The organism is Sporosarcina sp. D27 (assembly GCF_000586555.1).
GTDB lineage: Bacteria > Bacillota > Bacilli > Bacillales_A > Planococcaceae > Sporosarcina.
The window spans coordinates 22,642-35,807 of record NZ_AZUC01000009.1; the positions used below are offsets into that span (position 1 = coordinate 22,642).

Genomic DNA, 13,166 nt, shown 5'->3' on the forward strand with positions numbered 1-13,166 from the left:
GTTACTCCCCCTTTCCCACTTATCTTATTCATTGGGCAAAGGTAGGGGTAGGCTGACACCTATTACGCTTCAGAGGAGTCTTCAGCTAAACGCTCAATAAACGTAGCTAATGTTCTTGTCATGGCCCCTGTTGCACCTTTAGGTCCAAGTGCATGAGGTGCATCCGCTTCAGACGTACCTGCGATATCCAAGTGGATCCAAGGTGTATCTCCTACGAATTCTCCAACGAATCCACCACCAAAGATCATATGACCATCACGACCTGGTGAGTTATTAAGGTCCGCTACTTCGCTCTTACGAAGACGCTTTTTATCACTTTCAGTTAACGGCAAACGCCAAACGAATTCTCCTGTTTCTACAGAAGCTTCCATGAAATCTTCGAAGAATGCTTCGTTGTTCGTCAATGCTCCAGTTTTGTCTTTACCAAGAGCAACGATTACTCCGCCAGTGAGTGTTGCAATGTCAATTAGATAATTTGCACCTGATTGTTTTGCATAGGTCACAGCGTCTGCCAATACGAGGCGTCCTTCAGCGTCCGTGTTCAACACTTCAATCGTTTTTCCTGACAGCGATGTAATGACATCGTCCGGTTTGAATGCATCCCCTGAAACCATGTTGTCGGTAGAAGCAATGACAGCGATTACGTTTTTTGCAGGTCGAAGTTCACCGATGATTTGCATTGCACCGAATACAGCTGCAGCACCACCCATGTCCCCTTTCATGCCAACCATGCCTTCACGAGGCTTCAACGAGTATCCGCCTGTATCGTACGTAATTCCCTTACCAACGAGACCAACTACATCTGTCCAGTCCGCGTTGCCGCCAGCGTATTTAAGGACAATCAGACGTGGTTCCTCTACTGATCCTTTGTTGACAGCAAGAATCGCCCCCATACCGAGTTCTTCCATTTCTTTTTTACCGAGAACTTCGATTTCAAACCCGTATTTTTCAGCCAACATTTCACCATGCTCCGCCATCTTAACTGCAGTTAAAATATTTGGAGGTGTGTTAACGAGGGTACGAGCCGAATTGACAGCTACTGCATGTACATGGCCTACTTCTACTGCCGCTTTCAGTTCATCCTCATCTGCTGTGCTGAGTAGTTCAATCGTTTCGAATTCAAAATCTTTCTCGTTCGAAGTCGTTTTGTAATCGGCAAATTGGTAGCTTCCTAACACTAGCCCTTGTAGAGAGGCAAATGCTATGTCATCAGCTTCAAGTTCTTCTGTTGTGAAGGAATCTACCCAAATGGAAACGCTTTCTGATTTCATCGATCTAAGCTCTTTTCCAACCTTAGAGAATACTTCAAGCAACCCTTGGTCTGTTAACTTTTTAGATGCTCCAAGACCGATGAAAACAACTCGCTTGAACGTGCTTTCGCCCATAGATGGCAGCTTAGTGACTGCATTGAGTTCCGTCTTTACATCGCCTGTTTTAACCCAATCCGTTAACTTCCCATTGAATGTGTCATTTATGACTTTCCAATTTGTATTGTTTTCTGGATGTTCAGGAACACCGATCACAACCACGTCAAGATTGGTCTCCGTAATCTGTTTGTTTGTAATGATAGTTTTCATTTGACTACCTCCTCATTTTCATACATTCTTAATTATATACCAATTGAAGAAGAAACGAAAAAAATTCTTCGGTTGCCGGACTATTTTTCATAATTATTTTTAACGAGGAGTGCCTACATGACAATTTTGAGCAATGTGCCACTGTTGGTTGCGCTATTCGGAATTTTTTTCGCACAGTTCGTAAAGATTCCGATTCATTTTTTACTCACTCGTGAGCTCGATTGGAAGCTAATGACCTCGACAGGAGGCATGCCAAGTTCTCACTCAGCCGCAGTAACTGCACTCACAACTGCTATCGCCTTCGAACACGGTCTCGATTCTTCCATGTTTGCGATTTCAGCAATTTTTGCAGTGATTGTCATGTTTGACGCAAGCGGTGTTCGTTACCAAGCAGGTCAACAAGCCTTGATCATCAACCAGATCCGTGCAGACTTTCAAACATTCGTCAGTGGAACAAAAGGTTGGATTAAGAAAGACGAAGAACAAAAGATTGTAGAGCTGAAGACGCTACTCGGTCACAAGCCAAGCGAAGTTTTTGCAGGAGCAGTAACCGGCATCCTGATTTCCGTTCTCACGTATTCATTTATCGTATAAAAAAAACGCTCGGGCAACTTTGCCTGAGCGTTTTTTTTTAAAACATCTGATAACCTTGTTTGCGTAAAAGCTTACTCACAAACCCTGAAAGGATAGCTCCAACTAGACCGCTTGAAAGAATCACGATGTCGACTGTATGTAACGCCATCAACTTATCTCCGAGCATACTGAATGCATGACCTGATTTCGTAATATATTCATATGCCTTCACTTCATCAATAATTAAGATGACGACAATCGGGTAGACAATTGCCATGACCCACGACATGCGCAGTAACATGTTAAGCAAAAAGCCAATCCCGAAAAACATGACTATAAAGATGAGGACTGACAGAATAATCTCTGTAAGTGAAATTGTTCCCAAAATGATGACCTCCATTTTCCTTAGTTCATTTTACCGGATTGTGGCACTTCTTTCAACAGCTTAAACAAGTGTCATGAAGTTGTTGAAAAGTTTAAAAAACACTCGTCCTTAAAAAAGGAGACGAGTGTTTTTCGATTTTGTATTAAAGGAGGTCAAACTTTCCTTTTTTAAATGTAAGACCAGCCCCACCGATTAAGTAAAGGGCACGGTTGTCGACCATTTTCTTCATGAAGGATGCTTTCTTACCTGTCATCTTCTTACCGAAAGCAACTCCAATCGCATCGTTAGAACCAAGTGAAGCTATGCTCCCTTTCAAGTCCGGAACGAATGCTTGAGTCGGTTGACCTTTCATAAGAGCGATCAAGTTATTTGCACACATGTCTCCTTGCTGCATCGCGATTTGAGCAGTTGGAGGGTATGGACGGTTGATTTCTTCGTTAATCATCAATGCACAGTCACCCACGATGAAGACATCGTCGAATCCTGGAGCACGTAGATCTTTTTCTACTTTAACGCGCGCACGCATGTTTTCGATGCCTGTCTCTTCGATCAAACGGTTACCACGGACACCTGCTGCCCATACAACTGTACCAGCTTCGATGAATTCAAATTCGTCGTCGCCTTTTTTCAGTTTAACACCTTCAGGAGTCGCTTCAACAACTGGTGTACCTATTGAGAATTCGATTCCTTTAGATTTCAATTGTCGAACTGCGTATTCAACCAATTCAGGGTCAAATCCTGGAAGGACCATAGGAGCTGCTTCTACACAAAGTACTTTTACTTTGTCAGCAGGTACATCGAACTCTTCACAAAGTTCCGGAATACGATCTCCGAGTTCACCAAGGAATTCGATGCCTGTAAATCCAGCGCCTCCGACAATAATAGTTAAACGGCTGTCTGCTTTCACTTCTTCAAGAGACCATGTCGCAAACTGATATTCAATATGCTCACGAATTTGACGTGCTGCCTTTACGTTTGCAATCGAAAGTGCATACTTATCAAGACCTTGGATTCCGAATGTTTCTCCTTCAAATCCAAGTCCGATGACTAAGTAATCATATGTATGCTGTCCAGCTGATGAGGTAACCATTTTAGCTTTAACATCGATTGCTTCAACTTCAGCTTTCACAAATTTCACTTTGTCTTGCTGAATAACACGGCTAATCGGATAACGAACTTGTTCAGGCTTCAATGTACCTGCTGCAGCTTCATGAAGCCAAGTAGATTCATAGTGGTAATCATTTTTGTTAATAAGGATAATTTCAGCATCGTCTACGCCTAGAGATTTCTGTAGATTTACAACGGTTGCTAATCCACCATATCCAGCACCTAAAACGAGGATTGTAGGTCTTTTTTTCACGGGAATCGGTTCCACCTTTTCTTGTATGATGTGCCGGTTTGTAAAAATCACGTAATTCCTACAATCCAGCGTTTATTATTTATATTCCTCATTCATAGTAGCCTTTTTGACCTGCTATTTCAATAGCTTATTAGGAATATAATCGGACATATTGAAATAACTTCATAGTGTCTCCATAAACTCGTAAAAAAATTCCAACAAACGGAACGATTCCCCTACAAATTGGTTGACGTGACTAATTTCTGTGAAATCATAAGAAAAATCTCTTGAAGGAGTCATGTTCTAATCCATGCCCTTCAAGAGACCTTATTTAAGCATTCGTAAATTGCAAATAGAACAAAACGATTTTTAGGGAGTATCAATCACAACTTGCAGGATTTCCCGCTTTCTTCGCTGTTCTGAATGACGTCCCACAGCCACAAGAAGCAATGGCGTTTGGATTTTCGATGGTGAACCCACCACCCATTAATGATTCTTTATAGTCGATTTCTGTACCTGCTAATATATCCGTATCCTCAGAAGACACGACAATCTTTACTCCGTGCAATTCCAAAAGCTGATCTGACGCATGCTGTTCTGTATCAAATCCCATTCCGTACGTAAGACCACTGCAGCCTCCACCGTTGACAGAAACACGTAGAAAAGATCCTTGCTCCCCATTATGCTCCATCATTTCTTTCACTCGGTAGGCAGCTGCTTCAGATAAGTTGAGTAGTTGTGTCATCTATATCCCTCCTAAGTAATATCAATCATATCAATGTTGTAAATTGTAATGCAATGAAACCCACTTGTTCTATAAAGTTTTGCTATAATAGGTAAGGAAGCACGAAAGGATGGTGCAGCATGGAAGTTACCCCATTTTATGACAAAAAGATAGTATGCTTGAATTGTAAAGAAGCTTTCACAACGACTCGTATTCGTTCTCGTTTTGCAAGGGTTGCTTCTACGGATAGTGATTTCAAACCCAATTATGTGGACAGCGATGTGAATCCACTGTTCTATAATATCGCTGTATGTCCATCGTGCGGTTTCTCGTTCACAGATGATTTTGCACCCTATTTTGCACCTGGAGCGAAAGAACAAATAGCTTCAGTCATTACCGCTGGTTGGAAACCCCATTCACTAGGTGGTGAGCGCACTATTGAAGATGCCATCGCTGCTTACAAGCTAGGCTATTTAAGTGCAATGGTAAAAAAAGAAAAATCACTTACAACAGCTGGAATTACGCTGAGGACCGCTTGGCTCTATCGAATCATGAAAAACGAGGAAGAAGAGCAGCGTTTTTTAACACTTGCACGAAATTTGTATGAAGAAGCTTATTCAGCAGACGATCACGTCGGTACCCAAATGTCAGAATTGCGTGTTCTCTACATGATTGCGGAGTTGTCATGGCGTGTGGGTGATCGTGATAAAGCTGTTCTATACTTCTCGAAGATTATTGAGGCGCAGAGAACTTCCACTGAACCTCAGCTTATAGAAATGGCAAAAGAGCGCTGGCGAGAAATACGAGAAGAAAAATAAAACAGGAACGGACACATGAGGCCCGTTCCTGCGAAGCCAAATGGCCCTTAGAAAACTTGTTCTACTTCTACAACGCCGGGTACTTCTTCAAGAAGAGCACGCTCAATACCGGCTTTCAATGTAATTGTGGAGCTTGGGCACGTACCGCAAGCGCCTAGAAGACGTAACTTTACAATTCCGTCCTCCACATCGATTAGTTCACAGTCACCGCCGTCACGTAAGAGGAACGGACGTAATTTATTTAACACTTCTTGAACGGATTCGTTCATCGTTGCTTCTGTCATAAGTTTTAAACTCCCCTTTCCTTATAGTTATTATAAACTGGATCGCAAAAAAAATCCAATAGAGAATCAGGAGGCGTTAGCTATGAACGCTAAACACGTTACAGTAGAAGTATACGGCGCAGAGGTCGTTTGTGCAAGTTGTGTGAACGCACCGACGTCAAAAGATACATATGAATGGCTAGATGCTGCAATTCAACGAAAATATCCAAATCATCCATTTGAGATCGTTTATATCGATATTGAGTCCTTTATTGAAAACGATCGTCAACGCAAGCTGGCTGAACAAGTAAAAGAAGAAGAGTTTTTCTATCCACTTGTACTTGTGAACGAAGAAGTGATTGGTGAAGGCTATATTCAATTAAAACCCATTTTCAATGAACTAGAAAAACATGGCTTCATTTCAGCTGGTTAAGTGATAATACTTATTTTGTAATTGAGAACTTAGGGTCATCCATTTTACAAACAAAAGCGTGCAAGGCAGCGTATTTCTGCCTTACACGCTTTTATTTGATTTACTCAGCCATTATGCCATTTGTACATCCAGAGAACTCCAGATTTCAACAGTCGTGCAATTCGTCCTGTTACCGTGCGATCTGCTAAGTACGCAAATCCTTGTTTTTTACCGAGAGACCCCATAAATCCTTTGAGCTTGATTTCCGGCATTGTCTCTGGCAACGATTCACCATTCCACGTATGTTTGAGTACAGTAACGATCTGTTCCGCTTGTCCTTCTGCCAACTGTGCGCTTGGAGCATGAGGAAGTGCAGCGATGTCCCCTACGACGTATACATCTTCATAGCCAGGAATCTGATGGTACTGATTCAACACAATACGGTTTGACCTATCTTTTTCAACATCCAATTCTCGAACTACTTTAGTCGGTTGAATACCAGCCGTCCACACTACTGCATCCACAGCAATTTGGTCCTCATGGTTATGAAGTAGATTCATTTCAACTTTAGTAATATTTGAGTTTGCAATGACATCCACATCGTTTTTGGCGAACCAACTTTGAATGTAATTACTCAGACGCTCCGGGAAGTCACGTAAAATACGCGGTCCTCTGTCGAATAATTTGATATTCAAATCTGAGCGACTTTCTCTCAATTCACTTGCTAGCTCGATGCCACTTAGACCCGCACCGACAATTCCAACAGTCGCACCACCATTTAAATTCAAAAGCTTTTTGTACGTTTCACGGGATTGACCAATCGTTTGAATGCTGTACGTAAATTCGTCAGCACCTGGCACGTCGTGATAATTATCTTCACAACCTAGGCCAATGACAAGTTGGTCGTAGTCTAGCTGTCTGCCATCTGTAAGTAAGACACACTTTTCCCCAACTTCAATTCCTGCAATCTCACCTTCAACAACTTTCAAACGTTCATGTGTCGGTAGTGCAACACGCACTTCGCTATCTGGTACAGTACCTGAAGCGAGTGCATAGAATTCTGTCTTTAAACTATGGAATGATGTGCGATCTACTAGTGTCACTGCAACATCTGATGGTAAGTTATTCAGTATTCGCAGTAAAATTCGCATATTTCCGTAACCGGAACCTAATAATAGCAATTTTTTCATGATAGTCTCCTTTGTCTGAGAGATTTCCGTCTTTTCCTCACGTATGAGTATAACAGTTTGTGACGTTCTTCACAATAAGACAAGGGCTTTGACGATTAAAGAAAAAAAGAGTACGATCGTACAAGGTGAGGTGATGGGTGTGAACCCGATAGTTGAGTTTTGCATTAGTAATTTAGCCAATGGTTCTCAAGAGACACTGGAAGCACTTGAGAAGGATCCGAATCTGGATGTCTTGGAATATGGTTGTCTTAGTTATTGCACCAAGTGTGTAGAGTCACTGTATGCTCTAGTGAACGGAGAAGTCGTAGAAGCGGATACACCCGCTGAGCTGACAGAGAAGATTTACGAGTTTATAGAAGAGAATCCTCTTTTTTAAAATAGGAAAATACGAAAGGACTTGTCCGGGTTAATGGGCAAGTCCTTTTGTTGTATGCTACTGGCTAGGAACACGTGTCATAATACTAATAAAAACCATATTGAAAGAAGGTTATTACTTTCAATCATTCCATTCGGCTAGCGTTTTAAACATATACGTCGGATGTTCCAGTTTGGCTAGTACTTCCTCTAGCGCCGTGACGCCGCCTTGGAGATGGATCGTATCGATGCCGTAACGAATGCCTGAAAGAATATCCGTTTCATAATTGTCGCCGATCATAATCATCTCTTCCTTGCTTGCTCCACTTTGTTGTTGGATGAATTCCAGCATGTACGATTGTGGCTTTCCGAGTATCGTCGGTGTAACTCCAGTTGAGGCTTTTACAAGTTCTATGAATGCGCCGTTGCCTGGCACAAGTCCCAGTTCGTTAGGCAACGCAAGATCTCCATTTGTCGCGAGAAAGTGTGCGCCATTTCGTATAGATAAACAAGCCGTAGCTAATTTGTCGTATGTAATTTTGTGGTCAATCCCCATGATCACAATGTCACCGTCAGCTTCGACAAGTCTAATTCCCTCGTCTAATAACGCTTCACGTAATCCCGATTCACCAATCATTTGAACTGACTTACCTGTATAGTGTTGTGCACAATACTTAGCACTGGCGATCGCAGATGTCATGATCTGTTGCTCTGTCGTTTCAACACCGAGCAATTTCAGTTTTTGTTGTTGTTCCAGAGCTGTACGTGATGAGTTATTCGTTAAGAAATACGGCTCGATACCTGATTGCTGTAACTTTTGGATGAGAGCAACCGACTCTGGGATAGCTTGGCTTCCTTTATATACAGTGCCATCCAGATCCAAGCAAATCGTCTTATAGCGTTCCATGAGGTGAATCCTCTGGAAGGAATGCAGAAACCGGTCCCAATTCGTTTTCCAAATATGTTAACACACAACTGGGAAACTTTTCGAGTGAAGAGTAGCTCGCCTTAATAGTTTTCTCTACTTCCCCTAAATCGACTTTCATAAAGTCACGGACAAGCATTTTTCGTAATTCAATCATTTCTTTTAGTGGTTGTTCCATTTCTTTGTCGATTACTTTTTCATCTTCCATAATATCGACAATGTCTTCATAACTTCCCGGATCACGCATGATAAACCCATCAATCATGGAGTTCCCTACATCTATAATGGACTCGATGATGTTTTGTGCGATTCGTTCAAGTGCCAACGTCTTTAACGTACTATCTTGCCAGTTAGACTCACTTGAAAATTGTGCAAGAAGTTCTTCCATATAAGCGAGCGTCTCACTAATTTTTTTCCGGTCGATAAAATACATGATAGTTCCTCCTCAAATGTCTTCGTATAAAGAACATGCAGAAACGGACGTCACAGAGAATTCTCCAAGACGCCCGAATGGAAAGGGATTATGATGTTTGCGGAATTTCTTCTGCAACAGGTAATTCCTGTTTCGCATCAGCATCCGCTTGTTCCTTCTTCACTTTCCCTACTTTTTTCAATATAAAATGGGCACAGCCAAAGTTACAGTATTCGTAAAGGTAATCTTGCAACGTGCTGATTTTCGTTTCATAAGTGGCTTTCGCATTACGATCCTCAAAAAATCCCTTAAGACGGAGTTGTCCATATCCCCAGTCTCCGAGGATATAATCGTATTTCAAAAGAATTTCACTGTAACGACTCATCAGTGCTTCGCTGTCAAAACCCTCACGAAAGTTTTCGATAATCTCGAATTCGTACTGATCCAACGTAATTAGTCGTTCTGTCATGTCGACTCAGCCTTTCACAGTCAAGGATTCAAGCATCTCTTCGCCTCTACGCTGACGTTCTTTCGCCGCTGCATTCACTTGCTCATCTGCATGATAACTTGAACGAACGAGTGGCCCTGATTGGCAATGCGAAAAGCCTTTACTCATTGCAATCTCAAAGAGTTCTTTGAATTCCTTTGGCGTGTAATATTTTTGTACAGTTAAATGCTTTTTACTTGGTTGTAAGTATTGACCAATAGACATAATATCCACTTGGTTCGCACGTAAATCATCCATTGTTTCTAAAATCTCTTCCCACGTCTCGCCCACACCTAGCATAATCGATGATTTTGTAGGAATTTCTGGGTACATTTCTTTTGCACGACGAAGTAATTCTAACGAGCGATCATACTTAGCCCGTGCTCGGACTCTCGGCGTCATTCGTCTAACCGTTTCAATATTATGATTCAAAATATCCGGTTTGGCATCCATTAACCGTTTAATATTATCATACTCTCCTCCCATATCAGAAGGAAGTACTTCGACTGTTGCAAATGGATTTTTTCTACGAATCGCACGTATTGTTTCTGCGAACACACCGGATCCACCATCTTTTTGGTCATCCCGAGCAACTGCAGTCACAACGACATGCTTTAAATTCATCAGTGCAACTGAATCTGCCACGCGCTCCGGCTCTGCTAAATCGAGCTCTGTTGGCAATCCTGTTTTAACGGCACAAAAACGGCAGGCGCGTGTGCACGTATCCCCTAAAATCATGAATGTAGCCGTTCTGCGCTCTCCCCAGCACTCATGGATATTCGGGCAGCGCGCTTCTTCACAGACTGTATGAAGATTTTTTTCACGCATCAACTTTTTTAAATCCGTATAGTTTTCGTTCGTATTCAACTTGATTTTAAGCCAATCCGGTTTACGGATATGCTCTGTTTTTTTGTCCACCCCTGGTTTGCAAGACAAAGTCTTCAGCTCCATTCCATATCAATTGAGCCTTGGCGTAATTGCGTCCAGATTTTTTCGAGAGAGCTCGAAAAGCACCCTTAAAAATCTGTGACTTCCGCCGGAGGCTATAACTTAATTCAGTAGCTTTATCCCCACGAAAAAGATAAAAAGTTCGCACTCATACGGACATTTATAGAAGAGGAAGACTCCTGCTGAATTTAGTTAAACGTTTACTGTTTCCCCCACTTCCAATAATGTAACATATATTCAGAAAGCGAACAACTTGATGCCTAAAGGGTTGTAACAAGAAAAGCGCCCGTAAAAGGGACGCTTTTCCTTAGATAATTTAGTTGTTTAGTGACCGCCAAGATAGGCGTTTTTCACTTCTTCACTTGCTTGTAACTCAGCTGCAGTTCCTGACAGAATGACCCTACCAGTTTCAATTACATATCCGCGATCCGCAATTGAAAGTGCAATGTGGGCATTTTGCTCAACTAACAGAATCGTCGTTCCTGCCTTACTAATATCTTTAACCGTTTCAAAAATGGTTTTGACCATAAGCGGCGCCAGTCCCATAGACGGCTCATCTAATAGAAGTAATTTAGGGCGCGCCATTATTGCCCTTCCCATCGCAAGCATTTGCTGTTCCCCTCCTGAAAGCGTCCCAGCAGTTTGTTTACGCCGTTCATACAGTCTTGGGAAAATACTATAGACTTTCTTAAGGTCCTTCCCGATTTCACCTTTGTCTTTCCTCAAGTAGGCACCTAGTTCAATATTCTCTTCTACCGTCATATCCGCGAAAACCCGCCTCCCCTCTGGTACTTGGGAAACCCCCATTTTCACGATAGATTGTGCCGGCTTCCCACTTATCAAAGAATCCTGATAATGGATAGTACCATCTTTTGGCTTTAGTAGGCCAGATAACGTTTTCAGCAATGTACTCTTCCCTGCACCGTTTGCGCCAATAAGTGTGACGATTTCTCCTTCATTCACTTCGAGAGAAACCCCTTTTAATGCATGGATGCTGCCATAATAGACGTTCAAATCTTGGATGCTCAGCATGCTCATACAATTTCCTCCCCTAAATACGCTTCAATCACTTTTGGATTGTTCCGGATTTCTTCAGCCGATCCTTCAGCTAACAAAACACCATGGTCAAGAACGTAAATCCGCTCACAAATTCCCATGACCAAGTTCATATCATGTTCGATTAAAAGAATCGTCAATCCGAATTGCTTTCGGATAAAGGCGATGAGATCCATCAGTTCTTTCGTTTCAAAAGGGTTCATCCCAGCTGCAGGTTCATCCAACAGCAACAGATCAGGATTTGCTGCAAGTGCTCTCGCAATTTCTAGTCTACGCTGTTTCCCATATGGAAGATTTTTTGCGGTTTCATCTTTATATTTATCGAGTTCGAATATCTTCAAGAACTCCATCGCTTTGTTTTCCATCTCATGTTCGTTCTTAAAATAAGAAGGCAAACGCAAAATTGAACTCATTACAGAATCATTTGCTAGTGAATGATAAGCAACTTTCACGTTATCTAAAACAGAAAGTTCGTCGAATAACCTGATGTTTTGAAATGTACGACTCATCCCCAAACGAGTTACTTTAAACGGTGGGAGTCCATTAATTTTCTTTCCATCAAAGAATATTTCACCTTCAGTCGGAACGTAAACACCTGTCAATAAGTTAAAACTAGTTGTTTTACCTGCTCCATTTGGCCCTATTAAACCAACCAATTCACCTTTATTGATTTTCATGTTGAATCCTGAAACTGCTTTTAGCCCCCCGAATTGGATGCCTGCGCTTTGCACATCTAACAATACCTCATTGCTCATGCTGGCTTCCCCCTTTCGGACGCATCCACATCTTCAAATAGTCTGTGAATTCCATTTTGCCCATCAACCCTTTTGGACGGTATAACATGACGATAATCAGGACAAGACTGTAAATGATCATCCGTGTTTCAGGATAGTCTTGTAGGAATGTAGAAACGATTGTTAATAAGATTGTCGCAACAATTGCACCTGACAAACTACCAAGACCACCAAGTACGACATAGATCAAAATATCGATTGACTTCAGAAAACCGAAGTTGGAAGGCTGGATAATGTAGAAATTGTGTGCATACAACGCACCGGCTACGCCCGCGAAGAAAGAACCAATCGCAAATGCAAGCACTTTATAGTAAGTTGTATTAATGCCCATTGCATCAGCTGCAATTTCGTTTTCTCGTATTGCAATACATGCGCGACCATGCCTCGAATTCGTAAAGTTCACGATGACTAGAATGGTTACGAAGAGGCAAATGAATGTATATGTCCATGTTGTTAAGTGAGCGACTTGCATACCAGCAGCTCCACCCACATAATCGATATTCAAGAAAATGATGCGGATAATTTCAGCGAACCCAAGTGTCGCTATGGCTAGATAATCTCCACGTAGCCTCAAACTTGGGATACCAACTACCAACCCTGCAAGCGCTGCTGCAATTCCAGCAATTAGAATCGCTGCAAAGAATGGCAAATCGAGTTTCATCGTCATAATTGCGGATACATAGGCACCGACAGCTAGAAAACCAGCATGACCGAGAGAAAATTGTCCCGTAATTCCAATGACTAGGTGTAAGCTGACCGCCAGCATGATATTAATCGCCATAAAGATCAGTGTATTGGAATAGAAATTATTCAAAAATCCTCCGCTAATCATAAACTGGATGGCAGCGAAGATTGCAATTGCCAAAATGGCAAATACCCAAAACTGTTTAGATTTTTTCATCATTTCGT

At 41.9% G+C, this 13,166-nt stretch carries 16 protein-coding genes and 1 pseudogene; 4 read left to right on the forward strand and 13 right to left on the reverse strand.

The features are described 5' to 3' along the window. Nucleotides 1-62 precede the first annotated feature (62 nt). Nucleotides 63-1,577 carry a leucyl aminopeptidase gene (locus N693_RS0101170; RefSeq protein WP_025782966.1) on the reverse strand — a complete coding sequence of 505 codons (1,515 nt, stop codon included), beginning with the start codon at nt 1,575-1,577 and terminating at the stop codon, nt 63-65. 117 nt (nt 1,578-1,694) lie between these two features. On the opposite strand from N693_RS0101170, the gene N693_RS0101175 reads away from it, so the two are divergent. After that, on the forward strand, nt 1,695-2,171 hold the full coding sequence (locus N693_RS0101175; protein WP_025782967.1) for a divergent PAP2 family protein: 477 nt from the start codon (nt 1,695-1,697) through the stop codon (nt 2,169-2,171). 37 nt (nt 2,172-2,208) lie between these two features. Here N693_RS0101175 and N693_RS0101180 read toward each other — a convergent pair whose 3' ends face one another. The 3 genes from N693_RS0101180 to N693_RS0101190 all read right to left on the reverse strand — a co-directional run bounded on the left by N693_RS0101180 (nt 2,209) and on the right by N693_RS0101190 (nt 4,619). Next, the gene (locus N693_RS0101180; RefSeq protein ID WP_156028841.1) at nt 2,209-2,550 is read right to left on the reverse strand and encodes a YuiB family protein; all 342 of its coding nucleotides are present in this window, start codon (nt 2,548-2,550) and stop codon (nt 2,209-2,211) included. 127 nt (nt 2,551-2,677) lie between these two features. Continuing rightward, a complete protein-coding gene (locus N693_RS0101185; RefSeq protein WP_025782969.1) occupies nt 2,678-3,895 on the reverse strand; it encodes an NAD(P)/FAD-dependent oxidoreductase in 1,218 nt (405 codons plus the stop codon). A 358-nt stretch (nt 3,896-4,253) separates the two neighbouring features. Further along, nucleotides 4,254-4,619 (reverse strand): iron-sulfur cluster assembly accessory protein, encoded by a 366-nt coding sequence (locus N693_RS0101190; RefSeq protein ID WP_025782970.1) that lies wholly within the window; start codon nt 4,617-4,619, stop codon nt 4,254-4,256. A gap of 119 nt (nt 4,620-4,738) precedes the next feature. Between N693_RS0101190 and N693_RS0101195 the strand changes: the two genes are divergently transcribed. Then, on the forward strand, nt 4,739-5,416 hold the full coding sequence (locus N693_RS0101195; protein WP_025782971.1) for a DUF2225 domain-containing protein: 678 nt from the start codon (nt 4,739-4,741) through the stop codon (nt 5,414-5,416). Nucleotides 5,417-5,463: 47 nt separating this feature from the next. Here N693_RS0101195 and N693_RS0101200 read toward each other — a convergent pair. Next, nucleotides 5,464-5,759: pseudogene (locus N693_RS0101200) on the reverse strand (NifU family protein). A 23-nt stretch (nt 5,760-5,782) separates the two neighbouring features. On the opposite strand from N693_RS0101200, the gene N693_RS0101205 reads away from it, so the two are divergent. Then, nucleotides 5,783-6,112: a YuzD family protein gene (locus tag N693_RS0101205; protein WP_025782973.1), complete on the forward strand. Its 330-nt coding sequence runs from the start codon at nt 5,783-5,785 to the stop codon at nt 6,110-6,112. A gap of 104 nt (nt 6,113-6,216) precedes the next feature. Here N693_RS0101205 and N693_RS0101210 read toward each other — a convergent pair whose 3' ends face one another. Continuing rightward, nucleotides 6,217-7,281 (reverse strand): NAD(P)/FAD-dependent oxidoreductase, encoded by a 1,065-nt coding sequence (locus N693_RS0101210; protein ID WP_025782974.1) that lies wholly within the window; start codon nt 7,279-7,281, stop codon nt 6,217-6,219. Nucleotides 7,282-7,420: 139 nt separating this feature from the next. Between N693_RS0101210 and N693_RS0101215 the strand changes: the two genes are divergently transcribed. Further along, nucleotides 7,421-7,657: a YuzB family protein gene (locus N693_RS0101215; RefSeq protein ID WP_025782975.1), complete on the forward strand. Its 237-nt coding sequence runs from the start codon at nt 7,421-7,423 to the stop codon at nt 7,655-7,657. A gap of 120 nt (nt 7,658-7,777) precedes the next feature. Here the strand turns inward: N693_RS0101215 and N693_RS0101220 are convergent, their stop codons facing one another. The 7 genes from N693_RS0101220 to N693_RS0101250 form a co-directional block, all read right to left on the reverse strand. After that, nucleotides 7,778-8,542, reverse strand: coding sequence for a TIGR01457 family HAD-type hydrolase (locus N693_RS0101220; RefSeq protein ID WP_025782976.1), 765 nt, complete (start codon nt 8,540-8,542; stop codon nt 7,778-7,780). Beyond that, nucleotides 8,529-8,993: a DUF86 domain-containing protein gene (locus N693_RS0101225; protein ID WP_025782977.1), complete on the reverse strand. Its 465-nt coding sequence runs from the start codon at nt 8,991-8,993 to the stop codon at nt 8,529-8,531. Before N693_RS0101225 ends, N693_RS0101220 begins: the two co-directional genes overlap by 14 nt. A gap of 88 nt (nt 8,994-9,081) precedes the next feature. Beyond that, complete coding sequence (locus N693_RS0101230; protein WP_025782978.1) at nt 9,082-9,441, reverse strand: YutD family protein; 360 nt, start codon at nt 9,439-9,441, stop codon at nt 9,082-9,084. A 6-nt stretch (nt 9,442-9,447) separates the two neighbouring features. Beyond that, complete coding sequence (gene lipA / locus N693_RS0101235; RefSeq protein WP_025782979.1) at nt 9,448-10,377, reverse strand: lipoyl synthase; 930 nt, start codon at nt 10,375-10,377, stop codon at nt 9,448-9,450. A gap of 354 nt (nt 10,378-10,731) precedes the next feature. Beyond that, the gene (locus tag N693_RS0101240) at nt 10,732-11,439 is read right to left on the reverse strand and encodes an ABC transporter ATP-binding protein (RefSeq protein WP_025782980.1); all 708 of its coding nucleotides are present in this window, start codon (nt 11,437-11,439) and stop codon (nt 10,732-10,734) included. A gap of 2 nt (nt 11,440-11,441) precedes the next feature. After that, nucleotides 11,442-12,218 carry an ABC transporter ATP-binding protein gene (locus N693_RS0101245; protein ID WP_025782981.1) on the reverse strand — a complete coding sequence of 259 codons (777 nt, stop codon included), beginning with the start codon at nt 12,216-12,218 and terminating at the stop codon, nt 11,442-11,444. Then, complete coding sequence (locus N693_RS0101250) at nt 12,208-13,158, reverse strand: branched-chain amino acid ABC transporter permease (protein WP_025782982.1); 951 nt, start codon at nt 13,156-13,158, stop codon at nt 12,208-12,210. The genes N693_RS0101245 and N693_RS0101250 overlap by 11 nt, the downstream gene beginning before the upstream one ends. Between the last annotated feature and the right edge of the window lie 8 nt (nt 13,159-13,166).

Bases quoted from the DNA above. Each gene is read 5' to 3' on its own strand.
- N693_RS0101175 (WP_025782967.1), top strand. From the start codon at position 1,695: ATGACAATTTTGAGCAATGTGCCACTGTTGGTTGCGCTATTCGGAATT.
- N693_RS0101250 (WP_025782982.1), bottom strand. From the start codon at position 13,158: ATGAAAAAATCTAAACAGTTTTGGGTATTTGCCATTTTGGCAATTGCA.
- N693_RS0101210 (WP_025782974.1), bottom strand. From the start codon at position 7,281: ATGAAAAAATTGCTATTATTAGGTTCCGGTTACGGAAATATGCGAATT.
- N693_RS0101240 (WP_025782980.1), bottom strand. From the start codon at position 11,439: ATGCTGAGCATCCAAGATTTGAACGTCTATTATGGCAGCATCCATGCA.
- N693_RS0101190 (WP_025782970.1), bottom strand. From the start codon at position 4,619: ATGACACAACTACTCAACTTATCTGAAGCAGCTGCCTACCGAGTGAAA.
- N693_RS0101205 (WP_025782973.1), top strand. From the start codon at position 5,783: ATGAACGCTAAACACGTTACAGTAGAAGTATACGGCGCAGAGGTCGTT.
- N693_RS0101225 (WP_025782977.1), bottom strand. From the start codon at position 8,993: ATGTATTTTATCGACCGGAAAAAAATTAGTGAGACGCTCGCTTATATG.
- N693_RS0101195 (WP_025782971.1), top strand. From the start codon at position 4,739: ATGGAAGTTACCCCATTTTATGACAAAAAGATAGTATGCTTGAATTGT.
- N693_RS0101170 (WP_025782966.1), bottom strand. From the start codon at position 1,577: ATGAAAACTATCATTACAAACAAACAGATTACGGAGACCAATCTTGAC.
- N693_RS0101230 (WP_025782978.1), bottom strand. From the start codon at position 9,441: ATGACAGAACGACTAATTACGTTGGATCAGTACGAATTCGAGATTATC.
- N693_RS0101245 (WP_025782981.1), bottom strand. From the start codon at position 12,218: ATGAGCAATGAGGTATTGTTAGATGTGCAAAGCGCAGGCATCCAATTC.
- N693_RS0101180 (WP_156028841.1), bottom strand. From the start codon at position 2,550: ATGGAGGTCATCATTTTGGGAACAATTTCACTTACAGAGATTATTCTG.
- N693_RS0101220 (WP_025782976.1), bottom strand. From the start codon at position 8,542: ATGGAACGCTATAAGACGATTTGCTTGGATCTGGATGGCACTGTATAT.